The following is a 22,080-nucleotide window of genomic DNA, read 5'->3' as shown; positions in this document are numbered from 1 at the left end:
TCAGGTGACGCGGTAGACGCGCAGCTGCATGGCCAGGGTGGCGTAGTAGCCGACGAGGGTGGTGAGCTCGAAGAGGGTCCGCTCGTCGAGCGCGGCGTACTCGTCGTCGGTGAGGTCGCCGGATTCGAGCAGCCTTCGCGTCGTGGTGAGCACGGCCGCCTCGAAGGGGTCGGCGCTGTGGAGGGTGGCGAGCTCGTCCTCGGTGAGCCCCGCGGCGCGGCCCGCGCTCTCGTGGGCCCTGCGTTCGAAGGCGCTGTCCCAGTGGGCGGCGACGGTGAGGATGGCCAGCTCACGGGCGCGCGGCGGCAGGGTGGAGCGGTAGCGGATCGCCGCGCCGAGCTCCTGGAGGGCGTCGCCGACGGGCGGGCTGAGCAGCATCGCGGTGAAGGGGCCGACCAGGGCGCCCCGCTCGTCGGTCATCGACGCGCCGCGAGGGCCCGAGGTTATCTTCTCGTGCAGCGCCAACGCCTCGCCGTCCAGCTCACCTGGGGCCCGCCTGGGCAGTCTCGCCATCCGCCCACCCTAGCCCCGCGCGCTCGCATGGAACCCCGCCGCGCTCCCCGGAGCAGGCCGTGGAGCGGGGCGGGGTCGCGATCCAAGGAGAGCCCTACGGCGTCAGCCACACCGCCGTGTCACTCGGCAACGAGCCGTCCACCAGCGATCCGCTCTGCAGCAGCACCGCCTCGTGCGGCGGCAGCCGTACCGGCTCGGCGCCCAGGTTGACCACGCACGTCAGCCCCGAGTCCCGGGTGAACGCCAACACCTCGGGCCCCAGGTCGAGCCAGGTCAGCGACCCGTCGCCCAACCTGTCCCCGCGCAGGCGGAGGGCGGTGCGATAGAGGGTCAGCATGGAGCCGGGATCACCCGCCTGCGCCTCGACGGTCAGTTCCTTCCACTCCGGCGGCTGCGGCAGCCACGGCTCCCCTGTGCCGGGCCCGAACCCGAACGGCGGCGCGTCGCCCGCCCACGGCAGCGGCACCCTGCACCCGTCGCGTCCTGGCACCGTGTGCCCTGACCTGGTCCACATGGGGTCCTGGCGCAGGTGGTCAGGGATGTCGTCGACCTCGGGCAGCCCGAGCTCCTCGCCCTGGTAGACGTAGACCCCGCCGGGCAGCGCCATCGCCAGCAGCGCGGCCGCCCTGGCCCTGCGGTGGCCGAGCTCCAGGTCGGAGGGGGCGCCGTCCCTGCGGGCGCCGTGGTCCCACGAGGTGTCGGCCCTGCCGTACCTGGTGACCACGCGGGCGACGTCGTGGTTGGACAGCACCCACGTCGGCGGCGCTCCCACGGAGGCATGGGTGGCCAGGGTCAGCGAGATGCTGGCCCGCAGCGCGGCGGGCTCCCACGGGCAGGCCAGGAAGTCGAAGTTGAAGGCGGTATGCAGCTCGTCGGGGCGCAGGTAGCGGGCGAAGCGCTCCTGGTCGGGCAGCCACACCTCGCCGACGAGGATCCGCTCGTCGTACTCGTCGGCCACCCGCCGCCAGCTTCTGTAGATGTCGTGCACGCCGTCGAGGTCCTCGAACGAGGACGCCGACTTGACCAGCAGCGCCGCCGAGTCGATGCGGATGCCGTCGGCGCCCCTGTCGAACCAGAAGCGCAGCACGTCGTGGAACTCCTGGTGCACGTCGGGGTTGTCCCAGTTGAAGTCGGGCTGCCCTGGATCGAACAGGTGGAGGTACCACTGGCCGTCCTCGACCTGTGTCCAGGCGGGCCCGCCGAAGATGGAGCGCCAGTCGTTCGGCTCGTCGCGGAACCAGAAGCGGTCCCGCTTGGACCTGTCCTTCAGCGCCTCCTGGAACCAGGCGCTCGCGGTGGAGCTGTGGTTGGGCACGACGTCGATGATGATCCTGATGCCCAGCGCGTGGGCCTCCTCGATGAACGTCTCCGCCTCTTCGAGCGTGCCGAAGACCGGCTCCACGTCACGGTAGTCGGCGACGTCGTAGCCGCCGTCGGCCATCGGCGAGGGATACCAGGGGTTGAGCCAGATCGCGTTGATCCCGAGATCGGAGAGGTACGGCAGGCGCGAGCGCAGCCCGGCCAGGTCACCGACGCCGTCGCCGTTCCCGTCGGCGAAACTGCGCAGGTAGACCTGGTAGATCGCGGCTCCCCGCCACCACGTGTCGGACATTGCGCTCCTAACCCTTGAGGCTTCCGGCGGTGAGCCCCGCCATGATGTGCCGTTGGAAGAACAGGAAGATGACGATCGTCGGCATGCTGGCGATCACCAGGGCGGCGGTGAGCGCGTTGGTCGGCATCGTCTGCGACAGCGAGTTGATGGCGACGCTCACGGTCATGCTGTCGGTGTCGGGCAGGACCAGGAGCGGATAGAGGAAGTCCTTCCACACGGCGACCACCGTGAAGATCGACACCACGCCGAGGATGGGGCGCGAGACCGGCAGCACGATCGACCACAGGATGCGCGCGGGCGAGGCGCCGTCCATCTCCGCCGCCTCGATGAGCTCTCTCGGGATGGAGTCGAAGAAGCGCTTGAGCAGGAAGATGTTGAAGCCGTTCGCCGCGGCGGGCAGCCAGATCGCCCACGGGCTGTTGAGCAGGTCGAGGTCGACGATCGTCACGAACAGCGGCAGCATCAGCACCATGGGCGGGATCATCAGGGTCGCGAGCATCATCCCGGTGATCAGCTTGCCGAACATCGGCCGCAGCTTCGACAGCGCGAAGGCGGCCGAGACGTCGACGGCCAGCGTGAACAGCCACGCGCCCACGGCGTAGATCGCGGTGTTCTTCAGCAGCAGGCCGAGGTCGAGCAGGTTCCACGCCTCGAGGTAGGCGTCGAAGCTCGGATCCTGAGGGACGAGCGTCGGCGGGATCTGGTCGAGCTCCTCCGGCGCCTTCAGCGCTCCCGTGACCATCCAGTAGAGCGGGAACATGAAGATCGCGGTGAAGGCGACGACCATCCCCACCAGCACGATCCAGTAGATCGTCCTGCCCCTGCGGGTGTTGAGCTGGTGAGGGGAGACCAGGGTGCGGAACTGCGTCTCGATCCTGCGCCGCGCGAGCCTGCGGGGCCTGGTCCTGCGGTGCCGTACGGCGGTGGCGATCATGTGTTCTCCCGCGAGACGCGCAGGTACACGGCGGAGAAGACGATCAGAACGATCATGAGCATGAGGCCCATCGCGCTGCCGCCGCCGAAGTTCCCGAAGTTGAAGGCGTACTGGTACATCAGGTAGGCCACGGTCACGGTGGCGTTCTCAGGTCCGCCGCCGGTGAGCATGAACGGCTCGATGAACACCTGCATGGTCGCGATGATCTGCAGGAGCAGCATCACCAGCAGGATCAGCTTGGTCTGCGGGATCGTGACGTGCCTGATGCGCTTGAACATGCCCGCGCCGTCGAGTTCGGCCGCCTCGTAGAGCTCGCTCGGGATGGTCTGCAGGGCCGCCAGGTAGATGAGCGTGCCGCTGCCGAGGTTCATCCAGGTGGAGACGATGACCAGGGAGATGAGCGCGGTGTCGGTGGAGTCGAGCCAGGCCAGGCCCGGCAGGTGGAAGAAGCCGAGAATCTGGTTGAACAGGCCGGGCCCCGGGTCGTAGAACCACTTGAACAGCAGCACGGAGACGGCCGGCGGGAGCATGACGGGCAGGTAGACCACGAACCGCAGGTACGCCTTGGCGTGCCGCAGCTCGTTGAGGATGACGGCCACGCAGAACGGGATCACGTAGCCGATCAGGAGGGCGAGCCCGGTGAAGGCGGCGGTGTTGATCCAGGCCTGGGCGAAGGCAGGGTCCTCGACCACCGTCTCGAAGTTGTCGAGACCCACCCACGTGGGGGCGTCGACGAAGTTGTTCTCCTGCAGGCTCAGGAGGACTTCCCTGACCATCGGGTACCACGAGAAGAGGCCGAAGCAGATCAGGGCGGCGACCAGGAAGCCGTAGGCGGTGAGGTTGCGTCTGGCCTCGCGTCCCCTTCGTGACGGCGGCCTTCTCCCCACGCTTGCCACGTTCAACGGTTACTCCAGTGATTCGGCGACCGGCCGCCGTCCGGAGGGTCGTGTGGGTGACGACCCTCCGGGAGACGATGGTCGGGATCGGGCGGACCGGCGCGCAGGAGGCTAGCTCGCCTTGCTCAGCACGTCGTTGACCTTGGCCTCCGCCTCGGCGAGCAGCTGGTCGATGTCGGCGTCCTGACGGGTCAGCACCGCGGACATCGGGGTGTCGAGGATCTGGAAGATCTGCTGGTTCATGGGCGGCTCGAGCTTGAGCGGGATGTCGGCCGACCCCTCCACGTACGCGGCGAAGTTCTCCGTCGGCAGCGTCGAGTTCGCCTTGCGCAGCTCAAGGAGCTTCCGGCCGGTCGGGCTGTCGCCCCACACGTTGTTGTCGGGCAGGCCGACGGCCCGCCCCGTCGCCTTCTGGCGCGCGTAGTCGAACTGGCCCCTGCCGGGCGTGAGGACGTAGTAGTCGAGCCAGAGCAGTCCTGCCTTGATCTGCTCGGGGGTGGCCTTGGGGTTGAACATGTACCCGTCGCCGCCGCCCAGCGTGGCCTTGGCCTCGGGGAAGGCGGCCAGACCGAAGTCCTCGTACTTGGCCTTGCGGTTGTCGTGCAGCTCGGTGATGACGTCGGGCGCGCCGAGGATCATGCCCATCTTGCCCGCGCCCATGAGCCGCATGAGGTCGTCCCACTGGTAGAGCTGCTTGGTGCCCATGCTGTTGTCGGTCCAGCGCATGTCCTTCAGGTTCTGCAGGACCGCCTTGCCCTCGGGGGTGTTGAAGGCCGCCTTCTTGCCGGTCTCGTCGACGACCGCGCCGCCCCTGCCGTAGATGGACTGGGTGAAGTGCCAGCCGCCGGTGTTGCCCGCGCTGTACTCGCCGTAGCCGATGTAGCCGGGGCCGAGCGCGCTGATCTTCTTGGCCGCCTCGCGGATCTCCGCCCAGGTCTTGGGCGGGGTGTTCGGGTCAAGACCGGCCTGAGTGAACAGCTTGCGGTTGTAGACCAGGCCGACCTTGTAATTTCCGCGCGGAACGCCGTAAATCTTGCCGTCAACCGTGTACGCGGCCATCACGCTGGGATCGATGTCCTTGAGCGTGGTGATGGTGTCCGCGTAGGCGGTGATATCGGCGGCCTGGCCCGCCTTGATCGCGGTCTGCACGTCGCCGAAGTAGCCGTAGAAGACGTCCTCCATCTGGCCACCCGCCAGCTTGGCGTCGTACGTCTTCACGTCGTGGCAGGGGAAGCCGTCCTTGCTGTCGATCGTGATGTGCGGGTGCAGCTTCTGGAAGGCGGCGACGTCGTCGTCCCAGTCCTTGCGCTGGAGAGGGTTGGTCTTGGGCGGCTGGCAGCCGACGGAGATCGTGACGGGCGCGGCGGCCTTGGCCGACCCGCCGGCCGCCGAGGCGGCGGGCGCGGGCTGTTCGGCCGTGGAACCGCATGCCGCGACCGACAGGCCGAGGCCGGTGACGATCAGCAGGCCGAGTGCTCTGCGGGAGCTGCTCATCGGTCTGGACCCTTCTGATGGGGATGGGGAGGATCCACACGATAAGCAGCGCCGACACATTCCTGCAATCTTTTGACAGTAGATCGAAATATAACGACTAAGTGACGAGCGCCACTGATGCCTTCTCAGCAACAGCCGTGCATGAAGGACCGGACGCCAGAGGTCCCCCTGTCGGCGAGTCCCGCCGACGGAAGCGATAGCGGCCTGCTCATGACGGAGATCCGCGCCATGGGGCGAGGAAGCTCCCTACAGCGGCGGCTCGACGACCTGACCGAGGGGCGCGAATGGACGCCGAGGGACGCGGGTGGGCGTCGATCTCGGCGGGCAGGGGTCCTCCGGCCTCGCGGGTCGGTATGGGAGGTCAGTGGACGCGGGCGGTGGAGGCCCTGACGACCAGCTCGGGTTCGAAGAGCAGTTCGTCGGCCGGGACCACCGCCTTGTCGATCAGCGCGACCAGCAGGTCCACGGCGGCGCGGCCCATGGCGTCGATGGGCTGGCGGACCGTGGTGAGCGGCGGGTCGGTGCAGGTCATGAGGGCCGAGTCGTCGTACCCGATCACCGACAGGTCGTCGGGGACCTTGAGCCCCGCTCGCCTGGCCGCCCTGATCGTGCCCAGGGCCAGCATGTCGCTGGCGCAGATGACCCCGGTCGCGCCCTTGCGCACCAGCCTGGTCGCGGCGGCGTGGCCGCCCTCCAGGGAGAACATCGTGTACTCCACCAGGTCGGCGTCGCCGCCGAGTGACAGGAAGGCCTCGAGCTTGCGGCGGGAGGGCATGTGGTCCTTGGGGCCGAGGACCATGCCGACGCGCTCGTGACCGAGCGCGCGCAGATGGCCCACCGCCATCTCGGCCGCTACCGCGTCGTCGGAGGAGACCTGGGGGAAGCCGAGGTGTTCGACGGCGGCGTTCACCAGGACGGTCGGGAGTTTGCGCTCGAGGATGAGCTCGTAGTGATCGTGGGAGGCGTCGGCCTGGGCGTAGAGCCCGCCCGCGAACACGACGCCCGACACCTGCTGCTGCAGCAGCAGGTCGACGTAGTCGGCCTCGGAGACGCCCCCGACGGTCCTGGTGCACAGGACGCTGGTGAACCCCTGCTGGGCCAGCGCGCCGCCGACCACCTCGGCGAAGGCGGGGAAGATCGGGTTCTGCAGCTCGGGCAGCACCAGCCCGACCAGGCGGGCGCGATCGCCGCGCAGCTGGGTGGGGCGCTCGTAGCCGAGGACGTCGAGCGCGGTCAGCACGGCCTCGCGAGTGGCCTCGGAGACCCCGGGCTTCCCGTTCAGCACGCGGCTGACCGTGGCCTCGCTCACCCCGACCTTCTTGGCCACCTCAGCAAGTCGTCGCGTCATGCGCAAACTATACGCCGCTCGCCGTAAGTGCTTGCAACCACTTGCGCTCATCCGGCATCACCGCTTGCGGCGGCGTTTCGGGTTCTTGGACGCACGCCGAGCGGCCCCACCTGCGGCGGTCACCGTCGGGAGCGCTCCCTGGAAGCAATCGTAGATTTGCGAAACTGCGTCGAAATATTGCAGAGGTTTGTTCGCCATCTTATGGTGCAGCCACTCCCCCTCACGAAGGGTCTGCCCATGAGACGCACCCTCGCGTTACTCGCCGCCTTGGCGCTCGCAGTCCTGGGCCACGCGCCACCCGCCTGGTCGGCGGGGCCCAACCTCGCCGCGGGCAAGCAGGTGTCCGCGAGCAGCCACACCGACGTCTACGCCGCGGGCCGCGCCAACGACGGCGACCAGGCCACCTACTGGGAGAGCGCCAACAACGCCTTTCCCCAGTGGATCCAGGTCGACCTCGGCTCTGCCGTCAGCGTCAACGAGGTCGTGCTCAAGCTGCCGTCCAGCTGGCAGAGCCGTACGCAGACGCTGACCGTCCAGGGCAGCACCGACGGATCGACCTTCACCACGCTGTCCGCCTCGGCGGCCCGCACCTTCAACCCGACCGCGACGATCACCTTCGCGCAGGCCGGCGCCCGCTACGTGCGGGTCACGATCACCGCCAACACCGGCTGGCCCGCGGGGCAGCTGAGCGAGTTCGAGGTCTACGGCCCGGTCACAGGGCCCGACACGCAGGCCCCGACCGCCCCCGGCGGCCTGACCTACACCGAGCCGTCCACCGGGCAGATCAGGCTCGCCTGGCAGGCCTCGACCGACAACGTCGGCGTGACCGGCTACGACATCTACGCCAACAACGCCCTTCGTGGCACGGTCGCCGGCGACATCGTCACCTACACCGACAGCCAGCCTGCAGGCGCCACCGTGTCGTACCACGTCAGAGCGAAGGACGCGGCCGGCAACCAGTCGCCTGACAGCAACACCGTCACCCGGCAGGGCTCAGGAGGCGGCGGCGCCAACCTCGCCCAGGGCAAGCCCATCACCGCCTCGGGCTCCACCTGGGTCTACACCCCCGGCAACGCCAACGACGGCGACCTCACCACCTACTGGGAGGGCGGCGGCGGCTACCCGAACACGCTGACCGTGCAGCTCGGCTCGAACGCCGACGTCAGCTCGGTCGTGCTGAAGCTCAACCCCGACAGCGCGTGGGGCGCCCGCACCCAGACCCTCCAGGTGCTCGGCAGGGAGCAGGGCTCCTCGGCCTTCACCTCGCTGAAGTCCTCGGCCTCCTACGCCTTCAACCCCTCCAGCGGCAACACGGTGACGATCCCGGTCAGCGGGAGGGTCGCCGACGTGCGCCTGTCCTTCACCGCCAACACCGGCGCCCCGAACGGGCAGGTGGCCGAGTTTCAGGTCGTCGGAGTCCCCGCGCCCAACCCCGACCTGACGATCACCGGCATGACGGTGTCGCCTGGCGCGCCCGTCGAGAGCGACGCCATCACCCTGTCGGCCACCGTGAGGAACGCGGGCACCCGGGCCTCCGGCGCCACCGACGTCACCTTCCACCTCGGCACCACCAAGGTCGGCACCGCCAACGTGGGCGCCCTCGCCGCGGGCGCCTCCGCCACCGTCTCGTCGAACATCGGCACCCGTACGGCCGGAACGTACGCCGTCTCGGCCAAGGTCGACGAGGCCGACTCCGTCATCGAGCAGAACGAGACCAACAACACCCACACCCACCCCGCCCAGCTGGTCGTCAAACCCGTCGACAGCGCCGACCTGCTCGCCTCACCCGTCGGCTGGACGCCGGGCAACCCGGCGAGGGGCGACACCGTCACCTTCACCGTCGCGATCAGGAACCAGGGCAACGTGGCCTCGGCAGCCGGCGCGCACGGCATCACGCTGACGGTGACCAACGAGGCGGGCACCGTGGTGAAGACCCTCACCGGCGCACACAACGGCATCGTCAACGCGGGGGCGACCACCGCGCCCGTCACCCTCGGCACCTGGACCGCGGCCGACGGCAGGTACACGGTCAAGACCGTCATCGCCGACGACGCCAACGAGCTGCCCGTCAAGCGGGCCAACAACACCACGACCCAGCCGCTGTTCGTGGGACGCGGCGCGAGCCTGCCGTACGACATGTACGAGGCGGAGGACGGCACGCTGGGTGGCGGCGCCCAGCTCGTCGGCCCGAACAGGACCATCGGCGACCTGGCGGGCGAGGCCTCGGGGCGCAGGGCGGTCACGCTCAACACGACAGGCGCCTCGGTCGAGTTCGTCACCAAGGCGGCGGCCAACACGCTGGTCACCCGGTTCTCCATCCCCGACGGCACCACCTCGACGCTGAACGTCTACGTCGACGGCGCCTTCCTCAAGGCGATCAACCTGACCTCCAAGCACGCCTGGCTGTACGGCAAGGAGGACAGCCCGAGCAACTCGCCTGGGGCGGGAGCCCCTCGTCACATCTACGACGAGGCCAACCTCCTGCTCGGCACGACCGTGGCCAAGGGCAGCAGGATCAGACTGCAGAAGGACGCCGCCAACAGCGGCACGTTCGCGATCGACTTCATCAACCTGGAGCTGGCCACCGCCCTGCCCAACCCCGATCCGGCGCGCTACGCCGTACCGGCCGGGTTCACCCACCAGGACGTGCAGAACGCGCTCGACAGGGCGCGCCAGGACGCCGACCTGGTCGGCGTCTACCTGCCCGCGGGCGACTACCCGACGGCTCAGAAGTTCCAGGTGTACGGCAAGGCCGTCAAGGTGGCCGGCGCGGGGCCGTGGTTCACCCGGTTCGTCTCCCCTGTCACGCAGGAGAACACCGACGTCGGCTTCAGAGTGGAGAGTTCGGCGAACGGCTCGACGTTCAGCGGGTTCGCCTCCTTCGGCAACTACACCACCAGGAACGACGGCCCCGGCAAGGTCTGGGACTTCACCGGCGTCTCGAACGTGACCATGGACAACATCTGGGTGGAGCACCAGATGTGCATGTTCTGGGGGGCCAACGTCCACAACATCACGATCACGAACTCCCGCATCCGTGACACGTTCGCCGACGGGGTCAACATGACCAACGGCAGTACGAACAACACCGTCAGGAACGTGGAGGCGCGCTCCACCGGCGACGACAGCTTCGCGCTGTTCGCCGCCACGGACTCCAACAACGCCGACCAGACGGGCAACGTCTACGAGAACCTGACCGCGACGCTGACGTGGCGGGCGGCGGGGCTGGCGGTGTACGGCGGTTCGGACAACGTCTTCCGCAACATCCACATCGCCGACATGCTCGTCTACTCCGGGATCACGATCAGCTCGCTCGACTTCGGTTATCCGATGAGGGGCTTCGGCACCACACCGACCCGGTTCGAGAACATCTCGCTCGTGAGAGCGGGCGGGCACTTCTGGGGCAACCAGACCTTCCCGGCGATCTGGCTGTTCTCCGCCTCGAAGGTGTTCCAGGGGATCAGGATCAGCAACGTGGACATCGTGGATCCGACGTACTCGGGGATCATGTTCCAGACGCAGTACCTCGGCGGCAGGCCGGTGAACCCGATCACCGACACCGTGCTGACGAACGTCTCGATCACGGGAGCGCGGAAGAGCGGTGACGCGTTCGACGCGAAGTCCGGGTTCGGGATCTGGGCCAACGAACTGCCCGAGGAAGGACAGGGCCCCGCGGTCGGTTCGGCCACGTTCGACGGGCTGCGGATGAGCGGCAACCACACCGACGTGCGCAACACGACGTCCACCTTCACCATCACCGTCAACTAGACCGGGAGGCGCGGGCTCGGTGTGCTCCCGATCCCGCGCCTCTCCCGCGGTCTCCCCGGTCTCCCGGGGTCTCCTCCATCTCCCAAAGTACTCCCCGGTCTCCTTGGTCTCCCCTGTCTCCTGTGGCCTCCTCGGTCTCCGGTTTCCCAGTCTCCCGGGGTCTCCCCGCTCTCCCGGTCTCCCCCGGTCTCCCCCCGGTTTCCCCCAGGCCGGCCGGGCCGCTCGCCGTGACGGTGAAGGGATATCGGGGTAAGCAGCGGAGTATGCCCGCCTTCGCGTCCTCCGGTGATCTGGAGGAGAAGCAACAGACCCTGGAGATCGTCGGCGACGGTGTCTACGCGCTCACCGCCGAGGGCGATCCCAACGTCGGCGCGATCGAGGCCGACGACTTCCTCGTCTGCTTCGAGGCCATGGCCACCCCCACCGCCGCGAGGCAGTGGCTGGCCAGGCTGCGAGAGCACACCGACAAGCCGATCCGCTACCTCGTCCTCTCGCACTACCACGCCGTCAGGGTGCTGGGCGCGTCCGCGTTCGGCGCCGACGTGATCGTCTCGCACGCCAACACCAGGGCCCTCATCGAGGAGCGCGGGCAGCAGGACTGGGAGTCGGAGTACGGCAGGATGCCCAGGCTGTTCAAGGACCCCGGCTCGATCCCCGGCCTCACCCTGCCCACGCTCACCTTCACCGACCGCCTCGCCATCGACCTCGGCGGTGGCCGCTTCCTCGAACTGCACCACCTGGGCAGGGGTCACACCGAGGGCGACATCGTGGCGTGGCTGCCGGACGAGCGGATCCTGTTCGCCGGCGACCTGGTCGAGGCCAGGGCCGCCCTCTACACCGGCGACGCCTTCCACCGCGAGTGGTCGACGACCACGCTCGACCGCGTCGCCGCGCTCGGCGCCCGCACGCTGATCGGCGGGCGGGGTCCGGTCACGCGCGAGGTGGTCGCGGCGATCGGGCAGACGCGCGACTTCCTCGAGGTCATGCTGCGCGAGGTCGGCGCGGCGCACAGGCGAGGCGGCACGCTGAAGGAGGCCTTCGACGCCGCCCACGCAGCCCTCGCGCCGCGGTACGGCGGGTGGCCGATCTTCGAGCACTGCCTGCCGTTCAACGTCTCCCGCCTCTGGGACGAGCTGGACGGCGTCGAGCGGCCGGTCATCTGGACGGCGGAACGGGACAGGGCGGTATGGGACCTGCTCCAGTCGTGATCGCGGGGGCGGGCCCCGTCGGGCTCGCCACCGCGCTGCTCCTGGCCCGCTGGCGGGTGCCGACCGTGCTGCTGGAGGCGGCGGCGCAGCGCGCCTGCCCCGGCTCGAAGGCGATCTGCTTCCAGCGCGACGTGCTCGACATCCTCGACCGCGTGGGCGTGGCGGGCGCCATGGTGGCCGAAGGGGTCACCTGGACCACGGGCCGCACCTACTTCCGCGAGCACGAGCTCTACTCGGTGACCTTCCCCGAGGCGGAGGTGCCGCCGTGGATCAACATCTCACAGGCCAGGGTGGAGGAGCTGCTGTGCGCCAGGGTCGCCGCCGAGCCGCTGATCGACCTCAGGCACGGCAGCCCGGTGATCGGCTACCGCGAGGACGCCGAGGGGGTCGACGTCCTCACGCCCGACGGCCCCGTGCGCGGCTCGCACCTGGTCGGCGCGGACGGCCCGCGCAGCGCCGTCAGGAGGCTGGCCGACATCGCCTTCCCCGGCCGCTCGTTCGAGGACCTGTTCCTGATCTGCGACATCAAGGCGTCGCTGCCGTTCCCCAAAGAGCGCCGCTTCTACTTCGACCCGCCGTGGAATCCCGGACGGCAGGTGCTGGTCCACCAGTGTCCCGACTCGGTGTGGCGGATCGACTGGCAGGTGCCTCCGGGCTTCGACCCGGCGACGGCCGACCTCGACGCCATGGTCAGGCGCATCACGGGCAGCCGGCCGTACGAGATCGTCTGGCTGACGGTCTACCGGTTCCACTCGCGGGTGGCCACCTCGCTCGGGCGCGGGCGGGTCTTCCTCGCGGGCGACGCCGCGCACCTGTTCGCCCCCTTCGGGGCGCGCGGCCTGAACTCGGGGCTGCAGGACGCGGAGAACCTGGCCTGGAAACTGGCCCTGGTACGGCGGGGCGCGCCCGATCGGCTGCTGGACTCCTACGACGCCGAGCGGCGGGCGGCGGCGCTGGTCAATCTGGCGGTGACGGCGAGGACGATGGAGTTCCTCGTGCCACAGAGTCCGCCGCAGTGGGAGTGGCGGCGCACGGTGCTGGAGCGGGCCGTCGCCGATCCGGAGGCCAGGAAGCTGATCGACTCGGGGAAGCTGGCCGAGCCGTACTGGTACGTCGACTCCCCGCTGACCACCTCCACGGGCCCTGTGCCGGAGGAGCCCGGCGCGGCGCGGCCCCCGGTGCCGGGGGTGATCTGCCCTGATGCGCCGGTGCGGGGCGGGCGGTTGAGGCAGCGCTTCGGCGCGGGCTTCGTCGTGCTGGTCGCGCGGCCCGACAGGATCGCGCCCGCGACGGCCATGGGGGCCGAGCTCGGGGCGGACGTGCCTGTCGAGGTGCTCGCGCGCTCCGAGCTCGGGCTCGACTCGGCGGTGCTCGGCGAAGGGGCCGGGCCCGACAGCGTCCACCTGGTCAGGCCCGACGGTCACCTGGCCGCGATCCTGCCCTCGTTCTCGGCCGAGGCGCTCACGACCGCACTCCACAGGGCCGTGGGACGCTGACCTTAGAGCCCCGGGCGCTGACCCCAGAGCCCGGGGCTCTGGGGTCAGAGCCGCAGGGCGCTGACGTCAGGAGGCTCTGGCTCACTTTCGATGATCTCGGTGACAGAACGTGGCTCCGTCAGCTGGAGTGGAGGGCGCGAGCCCGTGGAAGTCGAAGTCGGCGCGGCCGAACAGCTCAGGCCCGGAGGAACTCGGCGATTGGCTCGGCCTGGCCGAAGACGGCGTGACCGACCTCGGGGAGCAGGTTCACGGTCGAGTGCGAGATGCACTCACGGACGCGCCGCGCGGTCTGGTGGGAGTCGAACATGGCGTCATTGCCACCGACGATGACGAGTACGGGCATGGTGAGGCCGCGCAACGCGTCGTCGGAGAACACCGGGAGCTTCTCCCTGCGCGGGTTGAAGTGCGTGAACGTCAGGACGACGGCGTCGAGCGCCTGCCGGTCCTTCTCCGCGTCCAGTCCTGCGACAGCCATCGCCGACTCGCGCAGTCCGCCGCGTCGGAACGGGCGGGTCAGCAGCGCCTTGAAGATCCAGCCGACCTTCTGCCGCCCCACGCCGCCGGGGCACATCAGGGCCAGGCGGGTCACTCGCTCTGGACGGCGGACGGCGTAGTCCAGGGCCGTCCAGCCGCCGAGGGACGTGCCGACGAACGCGGCGTCGGTGATCCCGAGCCCGTCCAGTACGTCGTCCAGCCAGAGCGATACGGCGTCGGAGTCCAGGGCGGGGCGCGAGGGCGCGCTCAGGCCCGGCTCGCCGACGAGGTCGACGGCGTAGGTGCGGAAGTGCTGAGACCAGGTGGCGATATCTCCTCGCCACATCGACGTGTTCGCGCCCGAGCCGTGCAGCAGCACCAGAGGCGGCGCGTCCTGCGGGCCGGAGACGAGGACGAAGGTCTCGCCCTCGCGAGTCGGCACCCGTACGTGCTCGGCGGGAAGCGGCCAGGCGTCCAGCACCTGCCGGTAGTGGTCGCGGAGCTCGCGTTCACCGGCCTCGGACTTGTAGATCATGGTCATGACGACTGCGCCCCCAGTCGCGCGTCGAGCGCGTCGAGATCTGGAACGAACCACACGTGGCAGGACCTGTTCGACTCGCCGACGAGCGCGCGCAGAGCAGAACTGGCCGCCAGACATGAGATGTCGCCGACGACCACAAGATTCGGTCCGTAGTTGACGAACTTCCGCATGAGCTCGCCCGCGAAACGGGTGCCCAGCGAGAAGAACCGCTCGTCCAGGCGGGCCGCGGGCACCGCCATCATGTCCTGTTTCGGCATGGCCATCGGGACCACCTCCTTGGCAGCAGTGAAGTCCTTGTCACCGTGTCAAGGTCAAGTGGGGTCACGGCACGAGATCACCAGGCATCCTCTGGCGGCGCCGGCGAAGGACCCATCCGTCCAGCAGGTGGCCCTCGCGAGTGAGCCAGAGCCCCTCAGGACCGCGGGACGCTGACGTCTCAGCGACCCGGGCGGCGCAACAGCACGGCCAGGTCGACGGCGGCGAACAGCGCGACCGCGTACGCGATGGCCGCCTCCCACCACCAGACCTCCGCCCCCGTGCTCACCGCCCGCACGGTGAAGAAGACCGCGGCGACCAGCGCCACCGGCAGCGCGATGGCGGACAGGATCTTCCTGGCCCGCTTCGGGCTGCGCGCGGTGGCCGGCTCGGTTCCCGCGCGGTCACGCAACCACATGCTCGGCCTCCTTCCGGGACGAGGCACCTCAAGCGAGGCACCTCAGGGCCGTGGCGAGGCGGGGGTCGAGCTCATGCTCGGGCAGGGTCCTGCCGACCGTCGCGTCGACGAACTCGGGGAAGGACATCGACTTGCTCACCCCGTCGGCGTGGACCCAGACCTGTTCGGCCGTCGGCTCCACCTGCGCCTTGGACCCCTGCTCGGCCAGCACGTGCCTGGCCAGCATCAGCCGCCACCAGATGCGGTCGTCCAGCTCGGCGTCCGCGACGGGCGCGCCCACGTCGTCGGCGTGGGTGGCGTACTCCGAGGCGTAGTGGAAGGTCTGCAGGCCGGCGGGGTAGGGCCCGGCGGAGGTCTGCAAGGTCCCTTCGCGGCCGAGCGCCCTCATCCGCTCACGGGTCTGGCCGTTCTTGGTCCGCCACTCCTCCAGCACCTGCTCGACGGGCAGGGCGCGGCGCTGCCGTACGCACCACTCGTTGAACCCGTCGAACCCCGAGACACCCTCGGCCTCGACCATGGCGAAGAAGCCCTGCACGTCGCCGTCGAGGCAGGCGTGGTTGTAGAGCTCCTCGCCCGCCAGGTGCCCGAGCACGTCGCGCGCGGACCAGCCGTCGCAGCGCGAGGGCCGGTTCCACCCCTCCTCGTCGAGCGAGGCGAAGTGCCGGTCGAGCCTGGCCGCCTCGGTGTCGAAGAGGTCGAAGGGGTCGAAATCCTCCAGCTGCTTCATATGAAGCCCGTTACCCAGGGTGTCCGCCGTCACTCATCAGCCCGCCGCCCGCGAACGCGAACGCCGCCGGGAACGCGAGAACGCCGGCCCGCTGGAGAGCGGACCGGCGTTCTCAGTGAGACCCGGTTCTCAGTGAGACCCGGTTCTCAGTGAGACCAGTTCTCGGTGAGACCTACTGGTGGTGCTCAGCGGTGGTAGCGGTAGACGCGCACCCAGTCGCTGCGGCTCTCGGAGCCGTTGGTCTCGTCGTCACCCTCGTACACGGCCTTGAACGTGCCGCTCTTCCAGGCGCGGGTCTTCGCGGCGAACTTGCCGCCCCACCGGCTCTCGGTGCGGGTGACGTACTTCCAGCCGCTGGAGCCGCTGGCGCGGAAGTAGATCTCGACGTCGCCCCCGCGCACGCCCTCCCAGCCGTCCTCGTCCGCCTGGAGGCGACCGGAGAACCAGATGGTGCGACCCTTCTTCACGGGGTCGGGGCTGGCCTTGAAGCTCGAGATGCGGGTGTCGGCCTTGCCGGCCTGGATCTCGACCTCGAAGTAGGCCTTGTCGCGGTCGGTCTCGCCGTCCTTCTTGGCGGTGGCGGTGGCCCGCCACTTGCCCGCGTCGCCGGAGTTGAACGGCACCGTGAACTTCCAGTGGTCGCCGTCAGGGATGGCGGTGACGTTCTTGGCCGCGAACGTGCGCACATCGCCGACCGGCTCGACCTTGAGCTCGACGTTGGCGCCCTTGGTGACGTCGACGTAGAAGCTCGCGGTGGCCTCGCCGCCCTTGGCGACGACTACCGGGTCAGGGTTGATGTCCTCGATCTGCACGTCCAGAGCGGTGGCCTGCGCGGCCGCTCCGCCGGTGACGAGCAGAGCGCCACCCATGGTGGCGGCGATGAGTCCTGCTGCGATCTTCTTCATGAGGGTGCTGATTCCTCTCCCCGTGTCGATGGGGTCAGGCTCGGGATTGCCCGACCCCCTCTATCACTTAGAGGCACCTTAGCCAGAAAAGGTTGGCTCAAGATGCGGAAAAGTTTTGATCACAAACTCGACATAGGTGTGACCTGGGGTTCTTATGTGAAAAATTGTGACATGAGCGATGTCTATACGTTGGGTGAGCCCCTGGGCGTGGTGGCCAGTGGAAGGGTCCGTCACGACAGTGAGGCCCGACTCGACGTGGGCGGTGCCGAGCTGACTCTGGCGATCGCCCTGGCCAGGCTCGGCCACCGGGTGAGCTACCTCGGCAAGGTGGGCGCGGACGAGCTCGGCGCCAGGATCGTCACGGTGCTGCGCGGCGAGGGCGTCGACCTGTCCGACCTTCGCGAGGACGAGACGGCGCCCACCGGGCTGCTGCTGAAGGAGTCGAGGATCGGGCAGAGCCCGCACGTCGTCCACTACCGGCACCGCTCGGCCGGCTCCAGGCTCTCGCCAGGGAACGTGCCGATCGACAGGATCGCCGCCTCCCGCCTCCTTCACGTCACCGGCGTGACGCCCGCGCTCGGCCGCGACCCCCGCGACGCCGTCGAGTCGGCCGTGGGCGCGGCGCTGACGGCAGGCGTCCCGGTGTCGGTTTCGGTCGACTACCGGCCGGAGTTGTGGCCTTCGCTGGCGGAGGCGGAGGAGGTGCTCGGTGACCTGGCGCGCAGGGCGGCTCTGCTGTTCGTCAGACAGGACGAGCTCGACCTGGTCAAGCCCGCCCTCACCCCCGACAGGGAGGTCGTCGTGACGCGCGGGGAGAAGGGCGCCAGCGTGCGCTCGGCGGGCATGCGCCACGACGCGGCGAGCGTGTCCGTGCCGGTGGTCGACCCGACGGGCGCGCACGAGGCGTTCGTCGCGGGCTACCTCAGCGCCGTGCTCGACGGCCTGACCCCGCAGGAGCGCCTGACCAGAGGCACCCTGCTCGGCGCGGCCGCCGTCACGAGCGCGAGCGACTGGCAGGGCCTGCCCACCCGCGCCGAACTGCTCAACCGATAGGCGGCCCGCCTGCCGACCGCATCCGCATCACCTACATGAAGGGCAGGAAGAGGGTCATCGGGTCAATGCCCTGACCTCCTCGACGAGAGTCGCCGCCTCGTCCACCGCGCGGGCAGAGAGGGCGGGCTCGTCGTCGGAGCAGGCCGCGAAGACCGCCCCCACGCGTTCGGCGAACCCCTGCGGCGTGATCTCCAGCCGCCCCGCCGACGCCACCATCCCCTTCTCGTTGATCAGCCACCGCCCCGCCCTGCCGTGCAGGGCGTGGCAGGCCACCCCCACCGCCTTGAACAGGCATCCTGCCGTGTACGCGGGGTCGTCGCCCTTGACTCCGTACCTGGCCAGCTGGACGGAGAACTCCGCCTCCCACAACCCCTCGGCGAGCGCCCGCCCCAGCCGCTCGGGGTAGGCCTGCGTCTCCTCCCGCAGCTCACCGAGCTCGCCCGAGGGATCCTCCAGCACCCTGCACAGCGCCACCTCCCCCGCGTAGGCGTGGGAGTAGAAGCCGAGCGGATGGCCCGCCTGCGTGGCGACCTCGTAACGGCCCTGCCCGCAGTCCGCCCAGACGCGGCGCACCCTGTCCAGGTCGCGGTAGATCCAGTCGACCCGCTGTCCGCCGATCGTCAGCCAGCCGCCGCCGTTCACCCACGGCCCCCATCCGCCGGGCGCCGTCACCTCCACTCCTTCGCCGCCCACCTGGGCCGCGAGCCGCCGCAGCGCCTCCACATCCAGCGAGCCCCTGTAGTAGAGCCCGAGGTCGATGTCGGAGTCGGGCCTGTGCGTCCCCCTGGCCCTGCTGCCGCCGAGCACCACCCCCGCCACTCCGTCGACCGCCGACAACCGTCCTGCCAGTTCCCGCAGCTTCACATCGTCCATGACGGACTATTCGAGCACGGGCTGCCGCCCGCCTGACGCGCGGACGGCGTGGAAGCCGGCGAGCATGACCGCCGTGGAGACCGTGACGAGCAACAGCCGGTGGTCGACCAGCGTCACCATGGCGGCGCCCGCCGCGACGGACAGCAGCTGCGCACCGCCGCCCAGCGCGTCGAAGGCGGTCGAGACGCGCCCCACGACCTCGTCGGGGCTGCGGCGCTGCAGCAGCGTGCGGACCGCGACGCTCGAAAGCGTGAGACTGGCCCCCGCGAGCGCCATCGAGGCGACCATCGCCGCCTCGGCCGACACCAGCCACATCCCGATCGCCAGGCCGTACAGGACGATGCCTACGCCGACCATGCGCAGCTCGCCCAGCGTGTCGACCGCGCGGGCGACGACGAAGCCGCCCGCGATGGCGCCCAGGCCCATGGCGGTGGAGGTGACCGCGGTGAACTCGGGCGAGCGCCCCAGGCTCTCGATGACGGCGAAGATGAGCGACTCGGTCAGCCCCGCGGCCAGGAACATCAGCACGAAGGCGCGGGCGGCGGATCTGATCTCGGGCTCGGCCCTGATGTGCCGCAGCCCCGCGGTGACCTCGTCGCGCCACCTGCCGAACGGAGGACGGGGGACGGGAGCCGTCGTGGGCAGCAGCGCGAAGGCGGCAGCGGCGACGGCGAAGGTGAGCATGTCGAAGGCCACGGCCGCCCACAGCCCCGCGCCGGTGTAGATGGCCATGCCCAGCAGCGGCCCGAGCAGGCGGGCGCCGTGCCTGGCGGTCTGCAGGGCGTTGTTGGCCTGGGCGAGAAGCTCGCAGGGAAGCATGGTCTTCAACAGGCCGCTCAGGGCGCCGAAGATCGCGGTGTAGGAGCAGCCCATCGCCATGGACACCGGGTACACCAGCCAGAAGGTCTCCTGCCCGCTCACCAGCGCCAGAGGCAGCAGCGCGACGGCGGAGACGACACAGGAGCCGATCAGGAAGCGGCGCCGGTCGACCCTGTCGATCACCATGCCGAACAGCGGCGCCAGGCACATCGGCGCGGTGAAGAAGAACAGCGCGAGTCCGGCCGCGCCGTCGGAGCCCGTCAGCTTCTTGGCCAGGATCGAAGGGATCAGCAGCAGGGACGCGTCACCCAGCAGGCTGGCGGCCATGCCCAGGAAGACAGGACGGACGTCTCGCCTGCCGAGGACGGCCCTCATCACAGCGACCCGGCGGATAACTCGGGCATGGCGTCCATTCCGGGAGGTGGGGGTCGGTCACCACCGAAACACGCGAAAACCGGGCGGTCAAGAACCGGCGGCGCCGCGCAACGCCCGGTAGAGCAGCCTGGGGTCGCCGAGGCGGTGACGCAGCAGCTTCTCCAGCCCGCCGATCGGCACGAGGTTCTGCGGCGCCCGCGGATCCTTGTAGTCGACCCCCGCCAGTGAGGGCAGCACCAGCGTGAGCGCGTCGGCCAGCCGTACCACCTCGTCGGCGGGCAGCTCCGCGCCCGCCTCGCACCTGGCGATGCCCGCCCACGGGGCGGCCGAGCCGACCGGCAGGCGGACGTACCAGGCGTGCCGCCGCCAGCTGGTGCCCATCAGGAAGACGGGGGTGCGCTGGCCGGGCGAGAGCGCCGAGACGACCGAGCTCTGCGGGCCGGGCAGGTAGGCGGCGTGGTGGGTCTTGATGTAGCCGACGGTGCGCGGCAGGTGGGTGCGCCCGCGCAGCGGGCCGTCCACGAGCAGCAGGTCGTCGCCGCGCGAGCGGTGCCGCACCGCGAGATCCACCTCGAGCTGCGTGACCTGCCGCTGGAGCGCCAGCGACAGCTCGTCCATGCTGGGCCCCGACGCCCTTTCGGCCCGGTAGGTGGCGTGCGGGGTCTTGACCTCGGGCGTCTGCGCCGAGGCGCTGAACAGCGCCCTGCCCACCTCCACGGCGGCCAGCGAGGCGCCCGCCGGGCCGCACTCGACGATGCCCGCGGCGAACGAGGCCGCGATGCCCGGCGTCGGCATCGGTGAGGACGGATCGTGGACCCACACGCGGGCGTCGATCCTGCGCACGCCGTCGGCGATCAGCAGCACCTCGGGCGTCTCCGTGCCGGGCGGCGGGTCGATCGGCTTCCAGTCGGCGGCGTCCCTCTCGACGTCGAGGACCAGCTCGGCGCTGGTGGGGCCCAGCTCGGCCAGCGCCTCGACGGCCAGCGCGGCCGCGTAGCCCGGATCCCACGGATCGACGGTGAACTCGGCGACGGCCGCCGTCATGGGCCCACCTTCCGCAGGTGCGAGCCCCTGGCGTCGCGCCCGATCTCGAAGCGCACAGGCACCCTGTCGGCCAGCGCGGGAACGTGTGTGACGACGCCGACCATGCGGTCCTGCCCCGCGGCGAGGCGTTCGAGCGTGGTGGCGACGGTGTCGAGCGTGGCGGGGTCGAGCGTGCCGAACCCCTCGTCGAGGAAGATCGAGTCGAGGCTGCGCGCGACGGTTCCCGACAGCGCGAGGGCCAGCGCGAGGGCGGCCTGGAAGGTCTCGCCCCCCGACAGCGTGCGCGCGCTGCGCCGCAGGCCCGCCTCGCCGTGGTCGATGACCTCGATGTCGCCCTTGCCGCCGAGCGCCAGCTCGTACTGCCCGTCTGACAGCTCACGCAGCGTGTCGGAGGCGGTGACGACGAGGAGCTCGAGGGCCTCGGCGCACAGCCACCTCTCGAAGGCGTTGGCCCTCAGCAGCAGGGTCAGCTCGTGCGCGACCCTGGCCTCCTGCTCCTTCTCGACCGCGCGCGCCTCCAGCGCGCGGGCGCGCTCGCGATCCTCCCTGACCCGCTCGAGCCTGCTCTCCGCGCGGGCGACGGCGGTGGCGATCGCGCCGCCGATCTGCTCGGGCGTGGCCTGCGCGGCCACACCGATCTGATGCTCGGCCAGCTGCGCGACCAGCCTGGTCCGCTCCCTCGTACGGCCCGCCTCGACCTCCGCCAGCTCGGCGTCGCGCTCGTTCAGCTCGGCCCTCGCGGCGCGTCCTGCCTGGTTGCGCCATTCGAGCAGCGCCGTCCACGCCCTGTGCAGGTCCTCCCGGTCGACGGGCGGCGGCGCGCCGCCCTGCTGCACGCCGAGGGTGAGGGCGCGGTCGCGGGCCAGCTCCAGGTCGCGCCAGCCCTGCTCGCTCTTGCGCGCGGCGGACTCGGCCGCCCGCTGCGCCTTCTCCATCCTGGCGCGGCAGGCCCGTACGGCCTTGCGCGCCTCCGACACCACCTCGTCGGCCTTGCGCATGGCGGCCATGCGCTCCTCCAGGACGGCCCGATCGACGGGCGGCGGCAGCTCGGCGAGCCTGGCCGACAGCGCCGTGGCCTGCGAGTCCAGCATGGCGGCCTCGGTCTCCGCCTTGCCGAGCGTGGTCCTGGCGTGCTCGGCCTCTCCCCTGGCGATCGCCATGGCGCGCTCGGCCGTGCCGACGTCGGCCAGCTCCGGGTGGTGCGGCAGCTCGGTCAGCGGGCGCAGGCAGGCAGGGCACGGCTCCCCCACCCTCAGCCTGGCGGCCAGCTCGGCGGCGGTGTGCGCGTCACGGAGCCTGTCGCGCTCGGCCTCGGGCGGCGCCCGCG

19 protein-coding genes are annotated in these 22,080 nt (G+C 70.2%); 4 read left to right on the top strand and 15 right to left on the bottom strand.

Translation table 11 applies throughout. The features are described from left to right. The 6 genes from ABFX50_RS42830 to ABFX50_RS42805 form a co-directional block, all read right to left on the bottom strand. Nucleotides 1–513 carry a carboxymuconolactone decarboxylase family protein gene (locus ABFX50_RS42830; protein ID WP_346155020.1) on the bottom strand — a complete coding sequence of 171 codons (513 nt, stop codon included), beginning with the start codon at nucleotides 511–513 and terminating at the stop codon, nucleotides 1–3. 94 nt (nucleotides 514–607) lie between these two features. Further along, nucleotides 608–2,125: a glycoside hydrolase family 13 protein gene (locus ABFX50_RS42825; protein WP_346155019.1), complete on the bottom strand. Its 1,518-nt coding sequence runs from the start codon at nucleotides 2,123–2,125 to the stop codon at nucleotides 608–610. 7 nt (nucleotides 2,126–2,132) lie between these two features. Further along, nucleotides 2,133–3,059 (bottom strand): carbohydrate ABC transporter permease, encoded by a 927-nt coding sequence (locus ABFX50_RS42820; protein WP_346155018.1) that lies wholly within the window; start codon nucleotides 3,057–3,059, stop codon nucleotides 2,133–2,135. Beyond that, complete coding sequence (locus tag ABFX50_RS42815) at nucleotides 3,056–3,946, bottom strand: carbohydrate ABC transporter permease (protein ID WP_346155017.1); 891 nt, start codon at nucleotides 3,944–3,946, stop codon at nucleotides 3,056–3,058. Before ABFX50_RS42815 ends, ABFX50_RS42820 begins: the two co-directional genes overlap by 4 nt. A gap of 120 nt (nucleotides 3,947–4,066) precedes the next feature. After that, on the bottom strand, nucleotides 4,067–5,449 hold the full coding sequence (locus ABFX50_RS42810) for an ABC transporter substrate-binding protein (RefSeq protein ID WP_346155016.1): 1,383 nt from the start codon (nucleotides 5,447–5,449) through the stop codon (nucleotides 4,067–4,069). Between the two features lie 361 nt (nucleotides 5,450–5,810). After that, nucleotides 5,811–6,848 (bottom strand): LacI family DNA-binding transcriptional regulator, encoded by a 1,038-nt coding sequence (locus ABFX50_RS42805; RefSeq protein ID WP_346155015.1) that lies wholly within the window; start codon nucleotides 6,846–6,848, stop codon nucleotides 5,811–5,813. Between the two features lie 186 nt (nucleotides 6,849–7,034). Between ABFX50_RS42805 and ABFX50_RS42800 the strand changes: the two genes are divergently transcribed. From ABFX50_RS42800 to ABFX50_RS42790, 3 genes are all read left to right on the top strand, one after another. After that, the gene (locus ABFX50_RS42800) at nucleotides 7,035–10,565 is read left to right on the top strand and encodes a galactose-binding domain-containing protein (protein WP_346155014.1); all 3,531 of its coding nucleotides are present in this window, start codon (nucleotides 7,035–7,037) and stop codon (nucleotides 10,563–10,565) included. A gap of 263 nt (nucleotides 10,566–10,828) precedes the next feature. Continuing rightward, entirely contained in the window at nucleotides 10,829–11,773 is a 945-nt protein-coding gene (locus ABFX50_RS42795; protein ID WP_346155013.1) for an MBL fold metallo-hydrolase, read from the top strand. Next, a complete protein-coding gene (locus tag ABFX50_RS42790) occupies nucleotides 11,752–13,269 on the top strand; it encodes an FAD-dependent monooxygenase (protein ID WP_346155012.1) in 1,518 nt (505 codons plus the stop codon). The genes ABFX50_RS42795 and ABFX50_RS42790 overlap by 22 nt, the downstream gene beginning before the upstream one ends. Before the next feature lie 175 nt (nucleotides 13,270–13,444). Here ABFX50_RS42790 and ABFX50_RS42785 read toward each other — a convergent pair whose 3' ends face one another. The 5 genes from ABFX50_RS42785 to ABFX50_RS42765 all read right to left on the bottom strand — a co-directional run bounded on the left by ABFX50_RS42785 (nucleotide 13,445) and on the right by ABFX50_RS42765 (nucleotide 16,589). Further along, nucleotides 13,445–14,284, bottom strand: a complete 840-nt coding sequence (locus ABFX50_RS42785; protein ID WP_346155011.1) for an alpha/beta fold hydrolase — start codon at nucleotides 14,282–14,284, stop codon at nucleotides 13,445–13,447. Beyond that, nucleotides 14,281–14,547: a DUF4180 domain-containing protein gene (locus tag ABFX50_RS42780; protein ID WP_346155010.1), complete on the bottom strand. Its 267-nt coding sequence runs from the start codon at nucleotides 14,545–14,547 to the stop codon at nucleotides 14,281–14,283. The genes ABFX50_RS42785 and ABFX50_RS42780 overlap by 4 nt, the downstream gene beginning before the upstream one ends. 173 nt (nucleotides 14,548–14,720) lie before the next feature. After that, nucleotides 14,721–14,957 (bottom strand): DUF6343 family protein, encoded by a 237-nt coding sequence (locus tag ABFX50_RS42775; protein ID WP_346155009.1) that lies wholly within the window; start codon nucleotides 14,955–14,957, stop codon nucleotides 14,721–14,723. 28 nt (nucleotides 14,958–14,985) lie between these two features. Continuing rightward, the gene (locus tag ABFX50_RS42770; RefSeq protein WP_346155008.1) at nucleotides 14,986–15,684 is read right to left on the bottom strand and encodes a maleylpyruvate isomerase family mycothiol-dependent enzyme; all 699 of its coding nucleotides are present in this window, start codon (nucleotides 15,682–15,684) and stop codon (nucleotides 14,986–14,988) included. Between the two features lie 185 nt (nucleotides 15,685–15,869). Further along, nucleotides 15,870–16,589, bottom strand: a complete 720-nt coding sequence (locus tag ABFX50_RS42765) for a hypothetical protein (protein WP_346155007.1) — start codon at nucleotides 16,587–16,589, stop codon at nucleotides 15,870–15,872. Nucleotides 16,590–16,760: 171 nt separating this feature from the next. Between ABFX50_RS42765 and ABFX50_RS42760 the strand changes: the two genes are divergently transcribed. Next, nucleotides 16,761–17,642, top strand: coding sequence for a sugar kinase (locus tag ABFX50_RS42760; protein ID WP_346155006.1), 882 nt, complete (start codon nucleotides 16,761–16,763; stop codon nucleotides 17,640–17,642). A gap of 54 nt (nucleotides 17,643–17,696) precedes the next feature. Here ABFX50_RS42760 and ABFX50_RS42755 read toward each other — a convergent pair whose 3' ends face one another. The 4 genes from ABFX50_RS42755 to ABFX50_RS42740 form a co-directional block, all read right to left on the bottom strand. After that, nucleotides 17,697–18,515 carry a nucleotidyltransferase domain-containing protein gene (locus tag ABFX50_RS42755; protein WP_346155005.1) on the bottom strand — a complete coding sequence of 273 codons (819 nt, stop codon included), beginning with the start codon at nucleotides 18,513–18,515 and terminating at the stop codon, nucleotides 17,697–17,699. Nucleotides 18,516–18,521: 6 nt separating this feature from the next. Continuing rightward, a complete protein-coding gene (locus ABFX50_RS42750; protein WP_346155004.1) occupies nucleotides 18,522–19,709 on the bottom strand; it encodes an MFS transporter in 1,188 nt (395 codons plus the stop codon). Nucleotides 19,710–19,796: 87 nt separating this feature from the next. Then, complete coding sequence (locus ABFX50_RS42745) at nucleotides 19,797–20,753, bottom strand: hypothetical protein (protein ID WP_183649426.1); 957 nt, start codon at nucleotides 20,751–20,753, stop codon at nucleotides 19,797–19,799. Continuing rightward, the coding region (locus ABFX50_RS42740; RefSeq protein WP_346155003.1) for an SbcC/MukB-like Walker B domain-containing protein at nucleotides 20,750–22,080 on the bottom strand (1,331 nt) is incomplete at its 5' end. The genes ABFX50_RS42745 and ABFX50_RS42740, both read right to left, overlap by 4 nt.

It is taken from the genome of Nonomuraea recticatena (assembly GCF_039533245.1).
Taxonomy (GTDB): Bacteria; Actinomycetota; Actinomycetes; order Streptosporangiales; family Streptosporangiaceae; genus Nonomuraea; species Nonomuraea roseola.
Note: the sequence above shows the minus strand (reverse complement) of the source record. Positions and strands in the feature narration are given on the sequence as shown.